General features: G+C 43.2%; 21 protein-coding genes. 17 read left to right on the forward strand and 4 right to left on the reverse strand.

What is annotated here, in order from left to right:
- The first annotated feature begins 1 nt into the window (after position 1).
- Positions 2-742: a DUF4247 domain-containing protein gene (locus tag QP775_RS03945; RefSeq protein ID WP_285103775.1), complete on the forward strand. Its 741-nt coding sequence runs from the start codon at positions 2-4 to the stop codon at positions 740-742.
- A 333-nt stretch (positions 743-1,075) separates the two neighbouring features.
- On the opposite strand, the gene xerS is transcribed toward QP775_RS03945, so the two are convergent.
- Entirely contained in the window at positions 1,076-2,146 is a 1,071-nt protein-coding gene (gene xerS, locus QP775_RS03950; protein ID WP_285103777.1) for a tyrosine recombinase XerS, read from the reverse strand.
- Between the two features lie 144 nt (positions 2,147-2,290).
- Here xerS and QP775_RS03955 point away from each other — a divergent pair, with 144 nt between their 5' ends.
- Complete coding sequence (locus QP775_RS03955; RefSeq protein ID WP_285103779.1) at positions 2,291-3,652, forward strand: MATE family efflux transporter; 1,362 nt, start codon at positions 2,291-2,293, stop codon at positions 3,650-3,652.
- Here QP775_RS03955 and QP775_RS03960 read toward each other — a convergent pair.
- Positions 3,649-3,918 (reverse strand): hypothetical protein, encoded by a 270-nt coding sequence (locus tag QP775_RS03960; protein ID WP_239330980.1) that lies wholly within the window; start codon positions 3,916-3,918, stop codon positions 3,649-3,651. The genes QP775_RS03955 and QP775_RS03960 overlap by 4 nt on opposite strands.
- Before the next feature lie 560 nt (positions 3,919-4,478).
- Here QP775_RS03960 and gap point away from each other — a divergent pair.
- The 7 genes from gap to QP775_RS03995 all read left to right on the forward strand — a co-directional run bounded on the left by gap (position 4,479) and on the right by QP775_RS03995 (position 12,174).
- Entirely contained in the window at positions 4,479-5,522 is a 1,044-nt protein-coding gene (gap, locus tag QP775_RS03965) for a type I glyceraldehyde-3-phosphate dehydrogenase (protein ID WP_285103782.1), read from the forward strand.
- Positions 5,498-5,677 (forward strand): GapA-binding peptide SR1P, encoded by a 180-nt coding sequence (locus tag QP775_RS03970; RefSeq protein ID WP_036698173.1) that lies wholly within the window; start codon positions 5,498-5,500, stop codon positions 5,675-5,677. Before gap ends, QP775_RS03970 begins: the two co-directional genes overlap by 25 nt.
- On the forward strand, positions 5,674-8,349 hold the full coding sequence (gene ppdK, locus QP775_RS03975; RefSeq protein ID WP_285103786.1) for a pyruvate, phosphate dikinase: 2,676 nt from the start codon (positions 5,674-5,676) through the stop codon (positions 8,347-8,349). The genes QP775_RS03970 and ppdK overlap by 4 nt, the downstream gene beginning before the upstream one ends.
- A 177-nt stretch (positions 8,350-8,526) precedes the next feature.
- The gene (locus tag QP775_RS03980) at positions 8,527-9,165 is read left to right on the forward strand and encodes a CBS domain-containing protein (RefSeq protein ID WP_285105691.1); all 639 of its coding nucleotides are present in this window, start codon (positions 8,527-8,529) and stop codon (positions 9,163-9,165) included.
- 18 nt (positions 9,166-9,183) lie between these two features.
- Positions 9,184-9,987, forward strand: coding sequence for a pyruvate, water dikinase regulatory protein (locus tag QP775_RS03985; RefSeq protein ID WP_239330990.1), 804 nt, complete (start codon positions 9,184-9,186; stop codon positions 9,985-9,987).
- A gap of 22 nt (positions 9,988-10,009) precedes the next feature.
- Complete coding sequence (glpX, locus tag QP775_RS03990) at positions 10,010-10,984, forward strand: class II fructose-bisphosphatase (RefSeq protein ID WP_285103788.1); 975 nt, start codon at positions 10,010-10,012, stop codon at positions 10,982-10,984.
- A 272-nt stretch (positions 10,985-11,256) separates the two neighbouring features.
- A complete protein-coding gene (locus QP775_RS03995) occupies positions 11,257-12,174 on the forward strand; it encodes a S8 family peptidase (RefSeq protein WP_285103790.1) in 918 nt (305 codons plus the stop codon).
- Positions 12,175-12,289: 115 nt separating this feature from the next.
- Here the strand turns inward: QP775_RS03995 and QP775_RS04000 are convergent, their stop codons facing one another.
- Positions 12,290-13,330 carry a lytic polysaccharide monooxygenase gene (locus QP775_RS04000; RefSeq protein WP_285103792.1) on the reverse strand — a complete coding sequence of 347 codons (1,041 nt, stop codon included), beginning with the start codon at positions 13,328-13,330 and terminating at the stop codon, positions 12,290-12,292.
- A gap of 765 nt (positions 13,331-14,095) precedes the next feature.
- Here QP775_RS04000 and QP775_RS04005 point away from each other — a divergent pair.
- From QP775_RS04005 to QP775_RS04035, 7 genes are all read left to right on the forward strand, one after another.
- Complete coding sequence (locus QP775_RS04005) at positions 14,096-15,034, forward strand: tyrosine-type recombinase/integrase (RefSeq protein ID WP_285103794.1); 939 nt, start codon at positions 14,096-14,098, stop codon at positions 15,032-15,034.
- Positions 15,035-15,136: 102 nt separating this feature from the next.
- The gene (locus QP775_RS04010; RefSeq protein WP_285103796.1) at positions 15,137-17,734 is read left to right on the forward strand and encodes a flippase-like domain-containing protein; all 2,598 of its coding nucleotides are present in this window, start codon (positions 15,137-15,139) and stop codon (positions 17,732-17,734) included.
- Between the two features lie 272 nt (positions 17,735-18,006).
- On the forward strand, positions 18,007-18,396 hold the full coding sequence (locus tag QP775_RS04015) for a CidA/LrgA family protein (protein ID WP_285103798.1): 390 nt from the start codon (positions 18,007-18,009) through the stop codon (positions 18,394-18,396).
- Complete coding sequence (locus QP775_RS04020) at positions 18,393-19,082, forward strand: LrgB family protein (protein ID WP_239331007.1); 690 nt, start codon at positions 18,393-18,395, stop codon at positions 19,080-19,082. Before QP775_RS04015 ends, QP775_RS04020 begins: the two co-directional genes overlap by 4 nt.
- Before the next feature lie 160 nt (positions 19,083-19,242).
- A complete protein-coding gene (locus tag QP775_RS04025) occupies positions 19,243-21,006 on the forward strand; it encodes a stalk domain-containing protein (protein WP_285103800.1) in 1,764 nt (587 codons plus the stop codon).
- Positions 21,007-21,154: 148 nt separating this feature from the next.
- Entirely contained in the window at positions 21,155-21,349 is a 195-nt protein-coding gene (locus tag QP775_RS04030; protein ID WP_239331008.1) for a hypothetical protein, read from the forward strand.
- Positions 21,350-21,636: 287 nt separating this feature from the next.
- Positions 21,637-22,074: a thiol-disulfide oxidoreductase DCC family protein gene (locus QP775_RS04035; RefSeq protein ID WP_285103803.1), complete on the forward strand. Its 438-nt coding sequence runs from the start codon at positions 21,637-21,639 to the stop codon at positions 22,072-22,074.
- Positions 22,075-22,304: 230 nt separating this feature from the next.
- On the opposite strand, the gene QP775_RS04040 is transcribed toward QP775_RS04035, so the two are convergent.
- Complete coding sequence (locus QP775_RS04040; protein WP_285105693.1) at positions 22,305-23,228, reverse strand: aldo/keto reductase; 924 nt, start codon at positions 23,226-23,228, stop codon at positions 22,305-22,307.
- Between the two features lie 282 nt (positions 23,229-23,510).
- On the opposite strand from QP775_RS04040, the gene QP775_RS04045 reads away from it, so the two are divergent.
- A complete protein-coding gene (locus tag QP775_RS04045; protein ID WP_285103805.1) occupies positions 23,511-25,181 on the forward strand; it encodes a Stk1 family PASTA domain-containing Ser/Thr kinase in 1,671 nt (556 codons plus the stop codon).
- Positions 25,182-25,428: the final 247 nt, after the last annotated feature.

Here is a 25,428-nt window from a genome sequence, read left to right on the forward strand (position 1 = left end):
GATGAAGAATAAATCTCTTTATTGGCTCAAATGGCTGCTGGTCGTCACCTTTATTGTTCCCCTGTTGACGGCATGCGGACAGATGGATATTTCAGAAACGTATCCCCTGGAATCGGTAACTAAAGAAGGCAACAGCAGTTCCTATGTTTACCGTGCTGCTGGGGTAGAAGTTCCTGCAGTTGCCACTGCACTTGCCGATAAGAGGAAGCCGGAGCAGATCTCAAAGGAAGATAAGGAGCGGATGTTCCTCGTTTATCCAGATGAGGTGATACAGCTTCAGCGTGACACGGAAAATCCGGAAGATACACTTATTGAGGTAGATTCCAAAGAGTACGTACAGAAAAATTACGATCGTAGCTTCCTGGAGATGTACATTCAGTACAAGATCGTAGACACATTGTTTGATTCACTAAGTGGATTTGGCAAATATCGAGGTTATACACAACAACGGCAATATGCTCCATCGAAGCCGTACCGGGCACCTACTCAAGAAGATAAGAAAAAAGCACCTCCAATTACGGTAGAACGTAAAGGTTCCATCTTCCGCCGTGGTTCAAATCAAGATTCGACAGTCGGTAGTGGAGGAAGTATATTTAACCGTACTCCATCATCTAAAGGCTCCATCACGCGGGACAAAAGTGGGGGATCCAAATACAATTCCAAGTCACCCACAATTAAGAAGTCCAAACCACCACGAACTAGGATAGGTAAAGGTGGTATTACAAGGCGTGGGCGAAGGTAGCTTGCCTTACGAATTTTTGTAATGAATGCCGCTGTTCTGCATTGCAGAATGGCGGTTTTTTTATGGTACAAGATAGAATATATCTTCGACTTCACTTCGTGTAAATTCCGTTGCGCACGTACTCATTTTGAAACATAGAGCTTGGGTATAATCATCACAATGATTTCAAGTTGAAATAATATAACATAAATATAATTATGTAAACTAATTTACATGATCACTATAAGTAAGAAACAAAAAGGGGCCAGTTCATTTACTGGCCTCTGATTGTAGAGCAATTTCCATATGGTTATGCAAGACACTTTTTCTAAAATATATGTAAACAAATATCCCCTAACGATCGATCGCTTCTGACATCGTCTTATCCGTCAAGTGTGCATAGATCTCAGTTGTTTCCGTGGAGGCATGTCCCAGCTGTTCTTTGGTCTTATAAATATCATTTTGCAAATAATAGTCAGTAGCAAACGAGTGACGAAGCTTATGAATAGTCAAGGCAGGTTTGCCGAACCGTTTAGCGTATTTTAGCACCATTTGCTGCATGGCCCGCTTGGTCATACGGTTGCCTTCTTGTTCACCATTTTTAATAGCGAGAAACAAAGCCTTTTCTCGCTTCGGCGCATGATATCGGGTACTGCGCAGCTGAAGGTATACTTCAAGATGATCCTTAGCTCGTTCTCTATAATAGACTGGGGTCTTAAAAGTCTCATCATTATGACCTTTACGGTAGACGTATATCAGTTTATGATTCATATCAACGTCATCGATATTCAAATTCACCACTTCACTGACCCGTAGACCCGAGTTTAGAATTAGGCTGGCGATAGCAGCATCACGTGCTGCATTCAGCTGGTGCGCATACAACGCTTGTTTATTAGAAGCGACATCAGCAGCATAACCTTCACGTATATAGTGAATGAATGCCTCTAATTCATCTTCTTCCAGCAGCTTTCCTTTTAACTTGGCAGCGCTATCCTTAGGTTTATGTACTCGTTTAATCTCAATCTTCGCCATTACGTTACGTTTCAGCAGAGGGTACAAGTTCTCATCCTCGGCAATCTGGCTTAAGTAGTGAAATAAGGATCTCATCGAGGAGAGCTTACGAGATATTGTAATACGGCTATTCTTTTGTTCCTTATAGGTAGTCAAGTAGATCCGATAGGCAGTAATGTGCTCCATCCGCAACGATTCCAATTGCAGCAGGGTAACATCCTTCATCAAGGGACCTTCACTAATGCCTTCTGTTATAAGCCATCCTAGAAAAATCTCATAATCACGTATATATTCCAGCAAAGTAGAGGGGGATAAGTCAGGAAGCTTGTATTCCATATATTGTTGAATGTACCATGGCATTGTCGGAAGCTTCTGTTCCAAGTGTTCACGGTCTTTTTGTTTCTGAATCGTCATTTTCAGCTTGCTCCTTCATGTGCTCATCATTTCCATCCTTCTCTTTATTTTAACATATCAAAAAAGATTTGACGGTTTCCTTTTCCAGATGTAACGTATAATCTTAGTACAGTAAGATTACCAAGAGAGGTTGCGAAACATGACATGAAACAAACGTACTCGAAGAAGCAGAAATTCCAGCAATTGCTTTACATTTTACTTCCTATATTTGTGACTCAAGTTGCACTGCAGCTTATGACTTTCTTTGATACGGTCATGTCCGGTCATTTTAATAAGGAGAATCTGGCGGGCGTCGCCATTGCTACGAGTTATTGGGTTCCTATATATACAGGACTAAGCGGTATATTTTTAGCTGTTACCCCAATTGTGGCGCAATATGTGGGTGCGAAGCAACGTGAAAAGATTGCATCGAGCGTTATTCAAGCTGCTTATTTATCGATATTGTTTGGTATAGGCGTTATTATCTTAGGTTTTTTTGCCGTGGATCCCTTAATTAATCGGATGAATCTAGAGGCAGAAGTTAGCCGGGTGGCTAAAGAGTTTTTAAGTGCTATCGGTATTGGAGTCATTCCTGTATTTATTTATACGGTCATACGTGCAACCATTGATGGGCTTGGTCTCACTCGTGTCACGATGTTTATTACGCTGTTGTCTTTTCCTATTAACGTTATTTTGAATTATGTTTTTATTTTCGGCAAGTTTGGCATGCCAAGATTGGGTGGTGTTGGCTCGGGGTTTGCAACATCCATTACATATATCATCATTTTAAGTGTGGCTATTCTGTTTATGAAACGTAACACGATGATGCAGGATCTTGGCATGTTCAGACGATTGGAGAAGGTATCCTTAGCGCAATGGAAGGAAGTACTGCGCATTGGTTTGCCAATCGGATTGTCTATCTTCTTTGAAGTCAGTGTATTCTCAATGGTTACGTTATTGATGAGTGGATACGATACAATAACGATCGCCTCCCATCAATCTGCATTGAACTTCGCTTCATTACTGTACATGCTCCCGCTCAGCATTGCGATGTCCTTAACGATTATGATTGGCTTTGAAGTAGGGGCCAAGCGTTATGAGGACGCCAAGCAGTATGCAAGATTAGGTATCTTTTCAGCCATTGGGCTTGCAGGAATATGTGCGGTGTTTCTAGTGATATTCCATTCTAATGTAGCTGCCATGTACACAAACGATCCCACTGTCAAAGAGATGACAGAGACCTTTTTGATGTATGCGATCTTCTTCCAGCTGTCAGATGCAATAGCGGCTCCTGTACAAGGAACTTTACGTGGCTATAAGGATGTTAATATTGTATTTATAGTTGCATTTGTATCCTATTGGGTCATCGGCCTGCCAGTTGGATTCGCACTCTCATCTTGGACATCTCTTGGTGCTTATGGCTTTTGGATCGGCCTAATCACGGGCTTGGCATTTGGGGCAATCGGCTTGTATGTTCGTCTCAGCGTTATTGAACGGCGTGCTAAACGAGGACTGTTAGGGAATTAAGGAGTTAAGGAGGGGGCGGTTATAAGCCGTCTCCTTTTTGCTGTTTGTAAGTGATGAAGCTCAATGCGCTTCATAATATATTTTACTAAGGGAGGAAATATCCAACTGCCGACAAAAGCGGCCGGGTCAGAGTACATCGTCTTCTTTATGAGGACAAATAAGGCGGAGCTTCCTATAAAATCAATCATAATCATTTGTCTTATAGCAGACGCGGGCACGACAATCACAATAAATTCATCATTTCGTTTCTTCCATGGCAAAGGCATTTACTGCTTCCTCCATTTCACATCATAGCAGGACTGTTTATCTTTACTTTATGTGTGCAAGGGATTGTCTTATGTGCCTTGCTTCAGCGCTAGATAGCTAATTGTGAGGGATATAGATGGAAAATGATATATGCGCAGTTTATTGGTTTTTAGATAACCACTACTTCACACTTCCTCCTTGTTATAGCATATAACCTTTATCCTATTTATGAATAATGCACAGCCCAAATGATTACAGTTGGGCTTTTTGTAATGCCCACTAACGTGGGATGATAAGAGGCAGTGGATAATCTGGCTTTTATTATAAATGCTTATTACCTTGGTATGTGGCTCCGTAAGCAGTTTAGCAAGAAATAACGGGCAATATACCTTCACTTGATCGGAATATATTCCATGCCTTCAAAATATATAATGTGTATTATATGCGCCGGATTATCACTATAATACACATTTAATCAAATGTAAGCGAAAATAAATTCGCAAATAGTGTGTATTACTTATTGAATAATCATTAATTATGACGTAATATATAAACAGAGCAAAGGAGGTTCTAACAATATATGCATAAACGACTCGGTGTCAGCGGAACTGGAAGAATTGGCAGATTGGTTATACGCAGCATGTTTATTCATGGAGATGGGACTTCAATCGGCCTTATTAATTCTTCATGTTCCCCCGAACAATTAGCACATCTTTTGAAGTATGATTCGATTCACGGGCGGTGGGAGGAGGAGATTAAGTCTGATGATCATTGCTTAATTATTCGTGGTCACAACATTCCAATCGTTAACGAACGTAACCCCGAACTGCTGCCATGGCAAACGTACGGGATTGACGTAGTCGTGGATGCAACAGGCAAATTCAAAAGCCGTTCAGAAGCATCGAAGCATCTCCAAGCAGGGGCTAAACGAGTGGTTGTAACGGCACCTGGAAAAGAACTGGATTGTACTATTGTAATGGGTGTCAATGAGCATACTTACGATCCGGACCATCACGCGCTCATTTCCACTGCATCCTGTACGACCAATTGCTTGGCACCGCTTCTGCAAGTATTGGACCAGGAATTTGGCGTACAATCGGGCTGGATGACGACCGTCCATGCTTACACGAATGATCAGAAACATCTTGACAATGCACATTCTGACTGGCGAAGAGCAAGAGCGTGCGGAAGCTCCATTATTCCGACTTCGACTGGCGTAGGCAAGGCGCTAAAAGATATCCTTCCGCATCTGGCGGAATGCATCAAGGGTATCTCATTGAGAGTACCCGTACAAAATGTGTCCTTGGTTGATCTTACTGTTCAATTGCATTGTGAAATAACAAAAGAGGATATAAGTCGCGCATTTACAAATGCGATTCAAGAAGGTCTAGGGCCATTTGTAGAGTATAACGAAGAACCCCTTGTATCTTCCGATTACATTGGCAATAACAAATCTGCAATTATAGATGGATTATCGATTCAGACGGCAGGACAACAAGCTAAACTATTGGCTTGGTACGACAACGAATGGGCATATGCATGCCGGGTAACTGATTTTGTGAAGTATATGTTCGTCCAAAATGAAAAGGGGGAATTATTGTGCGGGACCAAATCAATGAATTAATTTCTGATTATGTGAGACAGAATGATCTGGGTACAATTATTTGTCGACATTGCGACGACATCATCGATACATTGCCCACTAATAGTGTAAAGACGAAATATATGGTATGCGAGAAAGAAGCTTGTCGTAAACAAGAGGGGAGTGCTTCGGCTTGACAGTATTAAGAGTGAGCTCATTCCAAAATGGCGGCAAAGAACATATAGAACTTCTGGGTGGAAAAGGCGCTCACCTTGCGGAAATGACAAAGGCGGGACTTCCTGTTCCGCCTGGATTCACCATCACAACAGACGTCTGCAGACATTATTACAACAATAACCGCCAACTGCCTACGGGCTTGAGGGATGAGATCGAACTTGCACTTACTGAGCTGGAGAAAGAGCAAAATCGAGTGTTTGGCGGCACAGACTGTCCACTGCTTGTGTCGGTACGTTCTGGTTCCGTAACGTCAATGCCAGGCATGATGGATACGATTTTGAATTTAGGATTAAATGACGAAACAGTAGAAGGATTAGCGCAGCAGACCAACAATCGAAGATTTGCTTACGATTGTTATCGCCGCCTTATCCAAATGTACGGCTCGGTTGTCTATCATATAGAGGCGATTCATTTTGAGCGTGTGCTCCAAGAGGAGAAGCAACTCCATCAATGTAAAGATGATCAACAACTTACAGAAGAATCGTTGATCACGCTCGTTCGGAAATTCAAACGACTTATTGATCAACGTGCCGATAAAGTATTTCCGCAAAATGTAAGGGATCAATTACAAGGGGCAATAGAAGCCGTGTTCTTATCTTGGTCGAGTCCAAGGGCGAAAGTATATCGCAAAGTTCATCTTATTCCGGATGATCAGGGAACAGCCGTAAACGTGCAGGCAATGGTATTTGGCAATATGGAAAATAACAGTGGAACAGGCGTATTATTTACTCGTAATCCCTCTACTGGGGAGAACGTCATGTTTGGTGAATATTTAATGAATGCACAAGGGGAAGATGTTGTCGGCGGTACAAGAACACCAATTCCGATTACATCTCTGCAGGAAACGCTGCCTGAAGTTTACCAGGAGCTATCCTCCTCTGCGGAGCAGCTTGAAAGGCACTATAAGGACATTCAAGATATTGAATTTACGATTGAAGATGGAAAATTGTATTTCTTGCAAACACGCAGTGCGAAGCGGAATGCGCGTGCTGCGCTCAAGGTAGCTGCTGACCTAGTCAATGAAGGTATGATATCAAAAGAAGAAGCTTTGATGCGCATTGATGTACAGCATTTGAACCATTTATTGCATCGTTCCTTGCAAACCACTGCTGATCACGTTGTCATAGCAACGGGACTGCCTGCTTCTCCAGGCGCAGCCTGTGGGCAAGCCGTATTTGATGCAGACACTGCAGACGAATGGAAACGTGCGGGCAAATCGGTTATTCTGGTACGTCTCGAAACGACACCTGAAGATATTCACGGCGTTATCGCTGCTGAAGGAATTCTTACGCTGCGTGGAGGCATGACAAGCCATGCTGCAGTTGTTGCCCGTGGGATGGGCAAACCTTGTGTGTGTGGTTGTGAAGTCTTAAGGATTGATGAAGAGCAGCAGCAGCTTATCGCCAAGGATATTGTTATTCGAGAAGGTGACTGGCTTACACTCGATGGTGGCAGCGGGCAAGTTATCCCTGGTCAATTGGAGTTAAAAGAAGCGGATATTTTCCCGGAGCTACTGTTAATTCTAGAATGGGCAGATCAGATTCGTTCCTTAAAGGTGATGGCAAATGCTGATTCTCCGCTGGATGCACGTAAAGCAAGGGAGTTTGGAGCAGAGGGTATAGGGTTGTGTCGAACTGAGCACATGTTCTTATCCCCAACGCGAGTTCCAATTGTGCAGCAGATGATTCTGGCTGACAAGGAAATGGATCGCCAAGTGGCGCTAAACCGCTTGCTGCCAATGCAGCGTTATGATTTCGAAGAAATGTTCCGTGAAATGGATGGTTATCCAGTGACGATCCGCTTGCTGGATCCACCACTACACGAATTTCTTCCAAATGTGGAGGAATTGACAGAGCGTTTAATGGTACTGCGTTCAACTGAGGGTGTCATCCATGCCGAACGTTCTGAATTAGAGCGGATGATAAGAAGAGTCCGCGAACTGCAAGAAACCAATCCGATGCTAGGGCAGCGCGGATGTAGACTAGGGATTATGTTCCCTGAAATATATGAAATGCAAATCGAAGCGATATTCCAAGCAGCGCTCAGATGTATATGTGACGGGATCACAGTGCATCCACAAGTTATGATTCCATTGGTGGGGCATGTTAATGAACTGCATTTGCTGCGAAAATTAGTTGACCAAGTGGCAGAACAAGTGTTAGGGCATGAAAAAAGAAACTGTCCGTACAAGGTAGGCACGATGATCGAAGTGCCTCGTGCAGCCTTAACGGCAGGTGAGATTGCACGATCAGCAGACTTTTTCTCCTTTGGCACTAACGATTTAACCCAGATGACATTTGGATACAGCCGAGATGATGCTGAAGGCAAATTTTTAACGCACTATGTCGAGAATAAGCTGCTTCCGCACAATCCATTTCAAGTATTAGATACAGAAGGGGTAGGCAAGCTGATTGAGATGGCAGTCATTCAAGGCCGGTCAAGAAATCCCCTGCTAACCACGAGTATTTGTGGGGAACACGGCGGCGATCTGGAATCCATTATGTTCTGTCAGCGTGTGGGATTGGATTATATCAGCTGCTCGCCGTATAGACTTCCAGTTGCTCGAATTGCGGCGGCCCAAGCTCATATACGCATGCAGTGGGAACTGAAGCTTCAAGAAGAAGCAGTCTGAATCTGGACTTAAATGTAATGTTCATGCAGCCGGATGGTGACATATTCGGTGACTCGCGAAGATCGAGAGTTACGAATATCCCATCCGGGATGCTATAATCTTGTCATAAAGAAGTAGCTCAAAAGCCCGCGCCTCTTCTTTAACAGATATTTATAGCATGAAGCGGAGGGATACAACATCGAACTAACAGCAAGACAATTAGAGATCATTAAGATCGTTAAAAAGCATGCTCCCATTACGGGAGAACAGATAGCAGAGATGCTGACCGTCAGTCGACCGACGATTCGTGCGGACCTATCCTTACTTGTCATGCTGGATTACATTGCTGCCAAGCCGAAAGTGGGCTATTTTCTTGGAGAGAAGGCTGAGAAAAAAGAATCAGACTCCTACGTTCTGCGTGAAATGAAGGTTGGACAGGTTCAAGGCATGCCAATCGTGGTAGATGTGAAGACAACGGTACAAGACGCAGTTGTCACATTGTTTCTGGAGAATATCGGAAGTTTGATCGTAACGGACGAAGAGGGCAAGCTTGCGGGTGTTATTTCACGTAAGGATTTGCTTAAAGTGACGTTGGGTAACCCCAATGCATCCTCCATGCCGGTCAGCATGGTGATGACTAGACAGCCGAATATCGTGACGATCACGCCAGAAGAATCTGTACTGGAAGCAGCACGCAAGATGATCCACCATCAGGTTGACAGCTTGCCGGTTGTTTCTTGTCCGGATGGTACGTCAGAAGCGGAATGTAACGTCGTTGGCCGGATTACGAAGACAACGATCATCAAGCTGCTGCTCGATAAAGTAGAGCAGGAGTAAGCGGGAGGACAGAAGTGTATGGGGAAGGCGTCATATACAATTACCGTAGTATCCGATTCTGTAGGAGAGACAGCGGAAGCGGTTGTGCGGGCTGCCATACGGCAGTTCGAAGCACCACAAATCAAGATCAAGCGCCATATGAATGTACGTAATGAAGAAGAATTATGTATTGTAATGGAAGAGGTCGCCGAATCGGGGGGATTTGTTGCATATACACTCGTCCAACCCGAATTAAGAGCAGCGATTAAGGAGCATGCCATTCGATTGCACGTTCGAGCTGTCGATGTGATGGGGCCGATGATTCAAGCTTTTGTGGACACATTTGCTGATCAGCCCAAACGAATGCCCGGACTGCTCCATCGGTTGGATGAGGATTATTTTCAACGAGTAGAAGCCGTTGAGTTTGCCGTAAAATGTGACGATGGCAAGGATCTGAATGCCATTCTCAAGGCGGATATCGTATTGCTTGGGGTATCTAGAACGTCAAAGACACCATTAAGTGTATTTTTGGCACATAAAGGCAAGAAGGTTGTGAATTACCCTGTAGTTCCCGAGATTCAACCGCCGGAACACTTATATCGTATCTCATCCAACAAAATAATTGGTTTGACAATGAATGCGGAGCATCTTCTCAAAATTCGCTCAGAAAGATTAAAATCGATGGGGCTTCCTGTGTTGGTGCGATATGCATCGTTAGAACGTATTGTTGAGGAGCTAGAATATGCTCGTTCGTTATTTGATCGGTTAGGTTGTCCCGTCATTGATATTACAGACAAGGCAATTGAAGAGACGGCCGGAATCGTGATGGATTTCATATCATAAGATAAAGAGGAGGGAGCTGGAGATGGATCGTCAACTAGCTCTGGAGATCGCGCGTGTTACGGAGGCGGGTGCCCTAGCTTCAGCCTCATGGATAGGGCGGGGTGACAAGCATAGCGCAGATCATGCTGCCACTAGTGCAATTAGAGAAATGTTCGATTCGGTGCCAATCGATGGCACCGTAGTCATCGGCGAAGGGGAAATGGATGAGGCACCGATGCTTTACATTGGTGAAAAGGTAGGCAGTCGTAAAGGCCCCGAAGTGGATGTAGCGGTAGATCCATTGGAAGGGACAGAGGTAGTCGCAAACGGGTTAAACAATGGAATGTCGGTTATCGCGATTGCCGAAAAGGGACATTTCTTGCATGCGCCAGACATGTATATGCGGAAGCTGGCAGTTGGACCCTCGCTTGCTGGGCATCTTAGTCTAGATGATCCAATAGAACTGACATTGGAGAAGGCGGCACGCACACTGGGCAAATCTGTACAGGACTTGACAGTCATGATTCTACAGCGCGAGCGGCACAGCGACTTGGTACAGGCATTAAGAAACAACGGCGTTCGAATCAAACTGCTGGATCATGGAGACGTATCCGGTGCAATTGTGTCCGCTATCCCGGAATGTGGTGTGGATTTATATGTAGGTTCAGGCGGTGCGCCAGAAGGCGTTCTTGCAGCTGCGGCTTTGAGATGCCTCGGCGGCGAACTTCAAGGTCGACTTATGGTAGAGAGTGAAGAGCAATATGCTCGTTGTTTAAGAATGGGTATTAAAGATCCGGACGCATTACTCACGATGACAGACCTTGTAGGTACGGGTGATGTTATTTTTGCGGCAACAGGGATTACCAATAGCGATTTGTTAAACGGGGTACGTCATTTGCCTGGTCAACGAGTTGAGACACATTCTGTCATTATGCGAGCGAATACCGGTACAATTCGTTATTTACGGTGTGTGCATAACATGTCGGTAAAATTAAAGTACGCAGCAGGGATGAATTAAACAATCTGTTACCGAGAAGTCGAGCATTATGCTTGGCTTTTTTTGTATTTTGGATATTACAAAAGCGAGTACTGCTTATGGCGTCATACTAGTAAATAATGGTATAGTAGAAGTTGGTGTTTTTTAAGCCACTTTTCATATTTTATACGCTGCTCCATTTTGTAGCCACATAGTAACCTACAACGTTTGTCGAAAATTTTAGTGATTGGGGTCTTTAGAGAGCAATTCAGGCCTCGAGTCAATTGCTAGATTAGCAGTTAGGAGTAATAGAAATGGATCAGCATATGTTTTTGCCTCCTGTGCGAATTGTTGATATTACGAACAATAAACAGGAAATCCCGCCTGGTGTATCGTTAATATCTGCGCCTGCATTATGGGAAGAAAGTCAACGTGGGGATGGAGTCGTTATCGCGATTCTGGATTCTGGCTGTCAGGTCGATCATCCGGACTTGTGCGGTAGAATCGTCTCTGGAAGAAACTTTACGAATGACGGGGGAGTTGAGGATTACACAGATCAAAGTGGGCATGGCACTCATATCGCAGGAACGATTGCGGCGAATTTGAACAATTATGGCGTGGCAGGAGTTGCTCCTGAAGCAGATCTGCTTATTCTGAAAGTGATAGGCTCAGATGGATCTGCACGGATCCAACAGGTTATAGATGCTGTGGATTATGCGATCGCTTGGAGAAATGGCCCGCAGCGTGTGCGTGTCATCTCCATGTCGCTCGGCTCTACGCATGATAACGCAGACTTGCACGAAGCTATTAAACGTGCTGTCGCCGCTGATATTGCAGTGATATGCTCTGCTGGCAACGAGGGAGACAATTGCGCGGATACGATAGAGATCAGTTATCCAGGCGCCTATCCGGAAACACTATGTGTTGGAGCTATTGATATTGACTTGAATATGGCAGCATTTACGAACACAAACGAGACCGTAGACCTGGTGGCGCCAGGCAATGAGATTCTGTCTACCTGGATGGATGGAAAATATGCGGTCATGTCTGGAACCTCGATGGCAGTACCTCATGTGACGGGAGCAGCAGCACTCATTATTAATGAACGTGAGCGTGAGCTTGGAAGAACTATTAGCGTTCAGGAAATTTATGAGCAACTAAAAAAGCGAACGGAGTCTCTTGGTTATAAGCGAACAGTGGAAGGGCATGGTGTTTTAATGCTGGATACATAGAGTTATTAGATATATAACTTTGGTAGCGCTCGCTTTGAAACAACAGATGTGATACTTTATGGGTTATCACTATAAAAGAAGGACTTGCCAACTGGCAAGTCCTTCTTTCTTCCGATTAGTTAATGGATTTCCAAACTGCAGAGGAACTACTAGGTGTGTCGCCCAGCGTCCACCAGCGTGCTTCGTAGTTAGCGCCATTGTAAGATACTTTGTCGCCAGCCAAGTACACGGTGCCTGCACTCCAAGCTGGGTATGCAGTACCACCATCAGTTAATGTCTTCTTAGACAGTGCTACTGAGGCAGCAGACTTATTGCCGGCAGTATCAACTGCTTTAATCGTGTACACATAAGTCGTGTTCGCTGTTAAGCCAGTATCATTGTAAGAAGTTGTTGTCGATGTTCCTACTAAGGTTCCATTACGATAAACTTCATAATTTTGAATACCAGCAGAAGCAGTAGAAGCAGACCAAGTTAATTGAACGCTGCTTGCTGTCTGTGCAGGTGAAACCACATTGCCTGGGACTGTAGGAAGCTGTGTTCCAGTTCCATTCGTCAAGTTCACGTCAATAACTTGATAGAACGCATTTGGTGTATCTGCAATTTCCCATACGCCAAGAATGAGATGGTAACCACTGCGATCTGTCGGAACGTTACATTGGTGGCTGACGGATGTAGGTGGTTTTGCACCGCCGTCATTAATTTGGCAGAACAGCTCCAGATCGGAACGTTTTAATGCTTGGTTCGGATTCCAATTAGCTTTTGTAATATAATATTTCCATTCACGTGTAGCATGGTTAGCTGTCAGCTTCCATGTGAATGTATTTGTACCACCGTTTAAGTTTACTTTATTCCAGCGTGTAGTTGTTTGCTCGTACAATTCAGGGTAGATGCCGCCGCCTGTAATTTGGCCGTCAGCAGGTCCGCCAGTAGGAAAATGCCCAGGAGCTTCAATGCTTTGCGGTTCGTACTGAATAGCACCACAATTCGTGTTCGTGCCTTGCTTACATTGTAATGCACGGCCTGCTGGAGACTCGATGTAACCATGTGCAGAAGCTTTTCCAGCAAACACAAAAGAACATGCAGCCAGCAGCAAAGCCATAATTACGACAGCTGCGAGTGGAGATAGTTTAGGTAACGAGAGACGATATGAATTCATTAATTGGATCCTCCTATTATTGGTAGATTAGGTGTATAACATGCTATGCGTGTTATTCCTGTTAAACAGTTGTAACGTCTGAAAGTTCACCTCCGGCTTCTGCTATTCCTCAACTTCCTTGGCCAACGTGGTGCGTGGTACATACAGAATAAAAGCGCTAATCTCATGAAGATGGGGCAATCCCACACATCATGAATGAATATACCTTGCTATCTTACTTACTCCATAACACACACTGTTCTCAGCAAAGCTAAACGGTTAAACAAAATGATATCATCGTCTTGAGTTGATAGCGTTTACAACTCGGGTGCATAAACACCACAGTCGCTTGATCTACTCCGAATGATGATTATCCTTAAACAGGTAACCGTTTACATAAGAACCGTACCGATGGCCTCTTCCATAGGAATAATTGAAAATGTGAAAAGTTGAGAGTTAATAAAGGTGTACACCTTATATTGCTTGGGGCTTGTCTAGCTGCGTAGATGAATCGTATAAGGTGTGCTGTAAAAAGTAATAGGCAAATAATGGAGTGGAAGTTGAGTTAATTCTATTATAACGAAACAGAAAGAGGGGTCAAGAAATAAATTGTGTGAAATATCACTCCCGAAATGGCGCAAACGGTTGTGTAATCTAGTTAACGATACACAATATTTGCGTCATTAAACGTAAACTGCGTATAATAATGATTATACGCAGTTATTTTTGAACTAGAATTTGAGATAAATGGTGCTGAATTGTATGATATGAAAGGAGATTTGATTAATGACTGCTACAGTTTGGAATCGAATTGAAATCGAAGACAAGTATGAAGAATCGCTTACTGCATTTCGCCTGTGGATGACAAATGCCGGATACACCGTATATACGCAGCGTAATTATATTGGAGATGTGCATCAATTTCTCAGAACCTTAAATGGAAAACCGGTTACAGACATTAAAAATTTGCAAGTCTTGTCTTATCTCGCACAGGTGAAATCGACTGGTGTGAGTGATTCTACACGCAATCGCAAACATTGTGCGCTTATCAGCTTTTATCGCTCATTAAATGAATTGGAGATTACAGACGTAAATCCAGCGCTGCAAGTGAAAAAGTCTAAGACGGAGTCACAGCGTGCTCCCGTATATTTGGAACCGCCACAGATTAGAGAGTTGATTCAAGGGGTAGACGGCAAGTACCGCAATCGTAATATAGCTATTCTAATGCTGATGGCATATGGAGGCTTACGGGTAGGTGAAGTACATAGACTTAATCTTTCCGACTTTCATCGAGAGCGTCGTACCATCGAGGTGCTGGGTAAAGGGCGCAAGTGGAGAACCGTTCCGCTGCCTGAGCCGGTTGTACAACAGCTGGAATTATCATTGCTAGAACGGTTGCAGCCCTGGCGAGCCGGCGAGGATGCATTATTTATATCGCAGAAGGGCCGTAGACTTTCAATTCGCAACATCCAATCAATCGCTAGTCTGTTATTTGAACAAATGTCGTGGAATGACGAACAAAATAAGTATGCGGGAAAGGGCAGATCGTATTCATGCCATAAGCTTCGCCATTCGTTCGCAACCATGCTCGTACGCAGTGGCACGGATATCCGTACGGTTCAGGAAATGTTGGGGCATGCTTCCATTCAGACAACGACAGTATACACACATGTAAATGATAAGCAGAAAGAAGAGGCAATGTCTCGTTTAGCAGCATGGATGTAGCGGGTTGTAGCGACGTGATATGAATAACTGACGCCAAACGTTCCCAAACTATATAGTACAATAGGAATGGCTGTCTATTGCTTCACCAAAGGAGGAGTGCGTATGAATGCAATCAAGTCAAAGCTTCAAGCGCTATTCCGCCAACGTTGGCTTGTAAAGTCTTTTAAGATCGGTTTTCCGTTGGCTGTTATTTTATTTGTTATTATTCAAGGAAAGAAAGAACTTTCTCGCTTTTCCATCTCAGAGTCGTTAAAAGCGGTTCGATTGTTGTCGAGCGAGAACTTTACAGGGCTAATTATTTTAGGCATATTGGCAGTTTCCACCATGTTTTTCTATGATGTGATGCTGCTGCGCTCAATCAGGGCCAAGATGAGATGGAGTAAAATTTTTCGTGTATCTTGGATAGCTAACACGTTTAACGGTATTTTTGGTTTTGGAGGAGTAGCAGGAGTCGGCGTTCGAACTGTACTTTATCGATCCGTGTCTAAAGATGCGTCTAGATTGCTGCTCGCGATTGCCTGGATGGCACCATCTATGATTAGTGGCTTGTCCTTGTTATCCATTCTTGTTATTATCGGCGTATTCCCAGCGCATGAACTGTTGAATGCTAAAGGCTGGCTATGGATTGTGCTGATCGGGATCGCACTTTTTTTTCCGACTTATCTTTTGCTTTCACGTTGGAAAGGACGTCAGCATGCCAATGTGGGATTGACATTTGGTTATACGCTAGTGTCGTTTATAGAATGGCTGGCAGCTGGGACAGTTGCTTACTCGATATTAGTATGTTTAGGAGTCCCTGTAAGTTACATACAAGTGATTGGCATCTATACAGTTAGTGCCGTGGCTGGAATCATTAGTATGGTTCCAGGTGGATTTGGTACATTTGATATTACTTATCTCATTGGGATGCAGGCACTGGGCGTTGAAGATCATTTGGTGTTTACAGGCTTATTGTTATTCCGGATTATTTATTATTTTATACCATTTGGATTGGGTCTCATCTTCGCTGCATTTGAATTCGGCGAGGTCGCCGTGAAAAAATGGGAAGATCATCCTAAATTCAGTTCTTACATTGAATCGGGAAGTATATTCTGGTTTATACAACGCTCCGTCTGGATGAGCTTATCTGCCTGGTCAATTACTATCCTATTGTTTATGACGTCCATCTTTCTGTTGGCTTATGGCGTCACGACACCAGAGCTTGGGCAATCGTTTGTTCGGATACCGTGGTTGAATTCACAGAGCGCTTATCCAATTGTTAACGGTATGATTATTGGCTCTGCTTTCCTTATTCTAATGATGTTAAAAGGGATATTCGAAAGAACGCTGCGCGCCTATTATATTACATTAATTGCACTGCTCATAAGTACGACAGCTACTTTTTTATTGGGAACAAGTATACGACATACTTTGTGGCTGCTTGGTATGCTTTTATTTGTATTTTTACTGCGCAGCCAGTTCACAAGACTGCGTTATCCCATCACGAAAGCTGCGACTATAGTGAGCACATTATTTATGCTCATCGTCGTCTGGATGTACTTGATTATCGGCAAAGTGTTCAGTTCACTGCACGATTCGATTGAGTTTGGCAGCTATTTGCTGTCACAAGGTGAATGGGCAACCTCCATCGTCACAGCAGGTATCGTATTTGTATGTTTGTACAGTATTGGCTGGGCAGCATTTGAACACCATAATCGTGAGCCCTTTGGGCGTGAATGGTCCTATCATGATCGTCATTATTTTCAGACTGTTCCAAACGGCTGGATATATGAACATGTACCATATAAACGGATGTATGAAACAGACATTCCCAACATGCAGCTGCCAATTGTTATCCGAGGTAGGAGAGTACTGGTACTTGGCCTGCCGCAAATTGATGCAAAGTATCGTGCTAAAGTGATGCAGCAATTGTACGCCCAAGCTGACCGATTCGGGTATGAAGTTGTTTTCACGCAAGTCAATTCGGAGTGGATGCCGCTGCTGCATGACTATGGCAATGACTTCTTCAAAATTGGAGAACGGACGCACATCCGAATGGAAGGTACCATCACGGAAGAAGTTCCTGATATGTGTCATGTGGAAAGGTATGACTTTCCGTTGGACCAATCTGTGCAGAATCATCTTCTGGCCAGCATAAGTCAATGGTCAAATGTAAGTGCAGAGTATGTACAAGGCTTTACACGTGCATTACATCTGATGAACGGTTCGCATTATTTGTTTGTACTGCAGCCCGCTTCGCATGAGACATGGACCGGTTATGCGATTGTCTTTCTAGACACTGCGAACAGGCGGCTTATTATAGAAGATATGCGCTGCACCAGTTTGTCCCAGCAGTATGAACCAAGTGAGGTGACGGATGGAGATCATCATTTGCTTCATACTCTGTATATGTGGGCACGTCACAAAGAAGTCATACTGGAGACGGGCTTTATTCCGCTCGCACACGTCGAGACGTCTCTTGCGCCTTATTCATGGACGGAACGTTCTGCCATTGCCATGTATCGACGCTTGCGAGGTCAATTTCTGCTCTACAATCAGCGTTATCGCTGGCAGACATGGAGTGAACCAGAATGGGAATCGCAGTATGTAGCATTTCCGAAGCGAATGTCACTTAATACGTTAATGTGGAGATATACACGCTGGCTCCAACGAATCCATAGGCAAAGTTTATTGGAAATCGGACGTACAAATACAAAATAAGAACATTTTGAAAACTATAATGAAAAATCATGAAAATAACACTCAAAGGCTCGGAATCACGGTTCCGGGCCTTTAGCATGGAAAAAACCGCTTCCATCTCATGAATACGCCGCTTTCCGCGTGTAGGACAGGGGGGCATATGGTGCTACAATAAGTAATGAAGGAAGGTTAGAACAAGGTTGTTAGAACCTATTTCACACACTAACTGATGACTTCTCTATTTATAATTCAGTAATACAGCATAGATAATAACTTGCAGAAGGTGATTGTACATGGAAGGGCTAATAGGCTTCGCAATTTTGGTCGGATTTAACTTAGCAGGTGTATGGCTGCATAATACGCTGCATATTCCTTTACCGGGGAATGTGCTTGGGCTTGTGTTATTTCTAGCAGCGCTTGGCTTGAAGGTCATTCGATTGGAGTGGGTTGAACGATCAGCTCAATACCTTCTGAAACATATGCTCTTGTTTTTTATTCCTTACGTAGTGGGTATTATCGCGTTCTTCCCGGTTCTTGAAGCCCATTGGTTCAGCATATTTGCTGGAATCGGCGGCAGCACGCTAGCGGTATTGTACGTAACCGGCATGGTTGCCAAGAAGCTGCAATCGACAGATCATAATGAGCCTGTGACCAATAAGGTAGGCAAGGGGGAAGCAGCATGAATGCAGCAGACATTCTCCAAAAAGTTTGGTTTGGCTTAACGATAACGGTTGTGGTGTACATAGCGGCTCGCGCACTGCAACAACGTATTAAATGGATGCATCCTATGATTGTAAGCGCCGGAGTCCTTATATCGATCTTGTTGATTAGTGGCCTGCCGCTTCAGCAATACAAAGAAGGGGCCGACCTATTGTCACTGCTGCTAGGACCTGCTACGATTGCTCTCGGAGTACCAATTTATAAACATCGTCAACACATTAAAGAACAATTTCGTGCGGTAATGCTGTCGATAACGTGCGGATCCATTGTTGGGGTAGCAAGTGTAGCTGCGATTATGTTCTCCTTTAGCGGAGGCAAAGATATTGCGATGAGTATGCTGCCAAAATCCGTGAGTTCGCCGATTGCAGTTGAGATTGCCAAATCCCTTGGAGCTGTTCCAGAATTGGCTGCTGTCTTTACGGTATTTACGGGAATTGTGGGAGCACTTGTAGGCACAGCCTTCCTGCGGAAGTTCGGTATTAGAGATGAAGTTTCGTTGGGGATTGCGCTTGGTACAGCAGCCCATGGCTTCGGAACAGCTAAATGTTTAGCTGATTCTGAGAAGCAAGGAACGTTTAGTGGTTTGGCAATGGGACTAATGGGTGTAATTACATCTGCGCTGTTTGCTGTCTTGTTTTTGGTTATATAACAACATTTATAATTAATTGTGTTAATTGTATGAAGTCTCTCCGCGAGGAGAGGCTTTTTTTGTTTGAATTCCATTTATCAACTCCTTTCCAAAAGTAATCATGTTATAATTAATGGGTAATAATACCTAATTGTGTATACATAATATCGGAGGGGTAAATTTGAAAAAATCACGGTTATGCACTTTGATTCTGGCAATATCCTTACTCATATCAAGTATTGGTGTTACAGGACAAGCAAGTGCAGCAATCAACACAAACACTAAAGGAACGCTGTCCATCTATGAATATCATGTAGTTGAATGGAATGGTAATCGAAACTATGTTAATGAAGCGATCCAATGGTCTGAAGTCAATAAAGAATGGTACATCACTGCTCAGAGCTTTGCTAAAATATTTAATTTGAGCTTTGCATATGATAAAGCGGGCAAGGTTATAACGTTTAAAGACAAAAATCATACATATCAACTCATTTTAGGGTCCAAAATGATAAAAGTGGACGGTGCTGAAAATACGATTAAAACACCAAGTGAAACACTAGAAGGACAAGTAAGTGTACCATTGAGTTTGGCTACAAGTCTTTTCCAAGCTTCAGTTTACTTCAACAATTATTTTACTGAAGAACTTACTATGTATGAACTACCAAATGAAGCAGCATACTCGAATGCATATAATAAAGTAAGTGCTCCGTATGATCAGGTGTATGCGCAGTACTCAAAAGCATTTGATGCATTCGAACAGGCTAAAAATCAAAATCTATACTTTGTTCAGGGGTCTGTTGTAAGTCCAAATAAAGTTCAATTATGGGGGACAACAGAGTCCCAAAGCAGTCATATCTTTGCCGAATTATCTTCCGAAGGCAACATTGTTGTACAGAACCCTGATCGATCTAAAATGACGAATAACTACTATTCTGGAGGATACCACTATTATATCAAAGCTGGGACAGGACACGACATGTATGGTCGGCCGGTGAGCATTTATTACTTTGGACCCGCAAGTGCTGCTCAACAAAAGAACATAAACAACAAAAAAGCTGCACTAACCCAAGCGGAAGCCAAACTCCAAAGTGTCGGCAAGTCTTACGATACGGCCGTTAACAACTGGATTAAAGCTGTGAAAGATATGTACAAAAAGAAGGGAAGCTTTAACGATCCTAAAATTTTAGGTAAGATGGCTATGCATTTAAAGTACATGTCTGTATTTACAGGCTCTATTAAAATGGAACAAGAAGCGGAGTCTGTTGCCAACATCTTATATAATTTAGATAAACGGACGTATTGGTTGGTCAAAACATCATTTAATGGCGATGATTTCAGAGAGAGATTTACTGCGCTTTATGATATCGATAAAGCGTTAGCATTATCGATTGTCGGCAGCCCAGAACAATACAAGGCAGCGGCAGAGATTACCTATGACAAGAGGTCCTATGTGGATTCACTGACCCTTGCGAACATCGCAAAGTCATCGGGATTAAAGATGGACAATTTAATCGTTAAAATTAACAAGAAGCTAGATGAAACCGCAGCGCAACTAGCGGAGAAGCAAGCTGAAACGGAATTCCAAGCTAACATTCAGGAAGAAATGCCAAAATATAAGGAGTGGGAGCAAGAATATTTGACCATTCTGAAAAAATTTAAGCAAGATTATGTAAGTAAGCACGGAAATGCCCAATACTTTGACCAGTTGTCATGGGAAGAGCAGAATGCATTAATCACTGATATGAATGCGCAATATGCTGTTCCTGTAGAGAAACTGAGGGAAAGACTTGAATCTTTCCAGTATGTCAATACGGAAGAGCCTCTACAAAGCATCGTTAGTTTACGACACGTATTTGGGGATTTATCCACTTACTCCACAGAAGCAAGAACGTTGGCTCATGTGAAGATGATAAATGCTCTGACACCGATGGGATTAAAATTGTAATCTAGATTAGAGGATATGATAAGAAGCCACCGCTCATCGTCAGGTGAGAAGTGGCTTCTACATTTATTTTTTATAATGTGAAATTAATCACATTATATGCTGTAAATTTGTGATATAGTAAAGACATCAAATAAGAGGAGTGATTACAATGAGAACATTCAAAACATTTAACGATACAAACAAGGTCACTCAGTACTTCCTGCAATTGTGTTACAACTGTGATGACAAACATTTATGCACAACCGAGGAAGAGTGCAAGCAATGCTGGACAAACCATCATCAAGTAGACGTAGATAATGAACATAATGAAACACGTGATATGTTAGCAGCGTATTACGCATAAGGAACAAAACTTTTTTATCCCCTACATTGTGAAAAAAGTAACATTCTAAAATGGGAATTTGCTCATCTTTTGAACACAACGTTTGAAGAATTGAAGAATTTGAAACATACTGCTGTTGAACCTCCGACCTATTACGGAGGTTTTTTGTTTGAAAGTGTATTTCAAGGCAAAAGGCCGGTCGGTGTCTGTAAGTTGCAGTCATGTGGACTTCCAATATACTTCAAAATAGAATATGATGTACGATAACGGAAAACAACTGTAGTAAAGATGTAAAGAGGTGAGAATTCATGGTGTTCAGATTGGGCAAGCGTATACACTTGGAAGTGTGGTATGACAGTTGGTGTCCACTGTGCACAGGGATTCGCAAGCGATTAATAGCTATCGATTCCTTTCGCGTGCTGCAGTTCCAATCGATTAGAGATGAAATAGCTGTAAGCCAATCTAGTGTGAAGCATATTCCTTTGCCTGAATTGGAACAGAGAATGCATGTAAGAGAGGTTCAGTCGAACCGCTTATATAGTGGGATTGATGCTGTTATTGTGATATCCAAAGTGATTCCGCTCTTATGGATTTTTTGGCCGCTGCTAGTTATCAGTCGTTGGATCGGGTTAGGCGAAAGAATGTATGATTTTATTGCTTCGCGTCGTATAATTGTACCCGCAGGCGCTTGTCAGGATCAACAGTGTGATTGGAGACCACCAGCGTCCAATAAGGATAGTAAATAACCTTTTGTATTCATTGAAAGGGTATTTACTATCCTTAAGATAAAGAGTGACATAAATATTATTATGTAAACCAATTACGTTTCAATCCTATCGTTTGATCCACTTATAAGTGTCTAATTTCTGTCATGTTAAATGAGTTGCAGTGGAATAAACATCTTAAAGAGCAGACAATCCTAGGGATAACCTGCTCTTTATTCATTCATAACTATTAAATCATATTAAATAAGTAATTAGTCTGCACTCCACACCAGTGGGTGAGTCGAATCAATAAGTTCGACAGCCTTGGCATTACTAATCACTTGGGCTTCGTCTTTGCAGCCAGGAATTACACTTGTCACTGCAGGGTGGCGTAAACACCAAGCTAAAGCCCACTGCGCCATATTGACATCATGCGGCACTTCATTACGCTGGATCAGCTCGACTTGCTTTAACGTTTCGTCTAGCTCTACTCCATTATGCCGTGCACGGACATCATTTTCTCCGAATTTCATGCCTGCTTTATACTTCCCAGTCAAAAATCCGCTTGCGAGAGGTACACGTGCCAGAACGCCTAAATTGTGCGCTTCACACTCAGGAAATACGTCTTGTTCTGGGCGACGATCCAAACGATTATATACGATCTGGATTACGCTTGCTCCAATCTCTGTTGCATTTACTGTCTGATGCATGCTGTTGCTCTTGTTTAAAGATATGCCAATATGTCTTATTTTACCTGAATTGATCTGCTTATCGAGCATCGTCCACAGTTCATCATTATTAAAAGCCTCATCATTACCGGAATGGAATTGATACAAATCTATGTAATCTGTATTTAATGCTATTAATGATTTGTCCAATTGTTGCAGCACGTCACTCGCACCATATTTATCAGTGCGGTTCATGTGAGAGTGAAACTGATGTCCGAACTTTGTTGCCAGAATCCAATCTTCACGATTATTTTGTGCCAAATAGCCGCCAATCAATTTCTCTGACAAATGGTCGCCATAACATTCGGCTGTGTCAATGAAGTTGATGCCAACCTCTTTTGCCTGATGCAGAATACGATCCACTTCTGCCTGCGTGTAATCATGACCCCATTCGCCGCCAAATTGCCATGTTCCCACACCGATTACGGAGACTTTCATACCTGTCTTGCCTAACACACGATATTGCATCATTGAACACGTCCTCCCTGCGTCTGGTTTTATGAATAACTACAGTGTAGCATAAATGGCATCGGATATTAAAATCAGAGGGGCTGCGTCAGGCTCTAATCCAGTATCCACAATTCTAGCAATATATAGGAAATGACAGAATAGGATTGAAACCTGAATGAACGGGAGTATTATTAATAAATAAGGGAGTAGGGCAACTTTTGAGTTTTGTTTACGTATGGTTAATAATATACATACATAGTGCTCCTAAGAAATAATGAAGCAAGAAAGTAGAGGACAAACATGAATAATCAAATGATCGATGGAAGATATGAATTAGTACAGACCATAATGCAATCGGATGACGGCACTTGGTACCGTGCACAGGATACATCTCTTAAAAGAGAAATATTTTTATTGTTAAGCACTGGCACACCTGAAGACTCATTAAGAGAACTAACAGCTGAACTGTCTCAGTCATCTAGCGACTCTTTCTTCCAGTTATTGAATGCGGGAACGGATGGTCCCAATGCTTTTATGGTATTTAATGCGTACAAGGGTATGCCCTTGTATCAATATGCAGAGAAGCATGCAGTGCCTTTGCAGACAGCGCTCCAGATTGTATTTCTTGCGGGCCAACGGCTCCAGGAGGGAGGCCGATTAGGCACGTCAGCTTTCTCTGTGAGCTTTGATAATCTCTGGATTACCGATCAGCATGAATTACTCGTAATGAATTACTGGAATGAAGCTAGAAGCAGTCGAACAGGCACGTCTGGCTTGTCACAATTGCTTTATCAATTGTGTACGCTTCATGCACTGGCACCGCGTCAGTACGATATTTATGTGAGTAGAATGCAGTCAGCTTTAAAGCATGAGCTGCCGGCTCAACGCCAATCCGTCTTGACACTGGCTAGACGGGTATATCAGGACGATGAGTCAGTGTTGGGTTATATGACCACGATTACAGAGATCTTAAATCAGCCTAATCTGCCGATTGTAGACAGTTATGCCCAATATGAGGTGAAAGCGACTCAGTCGCCTACTTATGAGTCTTTGTCGTCCACCACACCAGAAGCCTATGTTGCAGATTCGACGCTGTACGATGAACCTGAGACAGCTTATGATACAGTCGAACAGGAGGAGCGACCGCAAACGCTCGTTCGAGAACGGACACAGCCTGATAAGCGAGTACAGCAGGCTCCTAAGCGGAAGCTGAGAACGCCGCTTATTATTGCAGGCTGCATTTTATTTGTCAGTTTGCTTGGCGGAGCAATTATCTGGGCTAATTCTTTAAGCAAATCAAGCGATGCGGCAACTGAACCAGAATCAACAGTCACAACGCCAAACGATGCAGATCAACATAAAGAAGAAACATCAGAATCCAATCAAGTAGATAACGGGGATGGTTCTACTTCTACTGATAATGGATCATCTGCGGGAACTGACTCAACAACAGGACAAGTAGAACCGGGTACTACAAATCAAGGTGGTACGTCAGAGAGTGGAAATACTGATTCTACCAGCAATGAAAATGGCGAAGGAAGCGTGCAGCAGCCAAATCAAGGACAAACAACCGATCCGGGTACAACAAGTCCGAACACAGGGGTGGAAACAGAACAACCAACTACGGGTGGAACCGATGGGACAACTACTCCTGGCACAAACCCGGGAACAACTACACCGCCGGTCACTACTGACCCAACGGCGCCAACGGAACCGACAGTTCCAACAGATCCGAATGGCAATACGACACAACCAACGACACCAAGCGGAACGGCACCTAATTTGGTTGGTCTTACACAAGCCGAAGCAGAGAAAGCGGCATTGGCGGCAGGCATGAAATATAGCTTTGCTAAAGAAAATGCTGAGGGTCAGGAAGCAGGCAAAGTCTTTAAGCAGGAGCCCGCAGCAGGAACAGCAGTGAAAAAAGGAGACCGTGTAACGTTTTACATCGTTCGTGAAGCGAAGAAGTAATACACGAGCTTATCAGATCAAATTAAGTTAACATATACAAGAGCATGCCTCCAAGATATGCTGTTTCGGGAAATACAGATAGTATTTCCAACGGAGAGGCCATCAGAAGAGCCAAGTTACGACTTGGTTCTTCATGCATCTCTGGTAAAGCGACTGCTGTCGTAGAAAGATCGTATATTCTGTCTGATGCACTTGATTTCTAGCGATTATTGCGCTTGCCTGGGAAATAAGCATAAGGAAATGGCAG

It is taken from the genome of Paenibacillus sp. UMB4589-SE434, assembly GCF_030226685.1.
Classification (GTDB): Bacteria; Bacillota; Bacilli; order Paenibacillales; family Paenibacillaceae; genus Paenibacillus_B.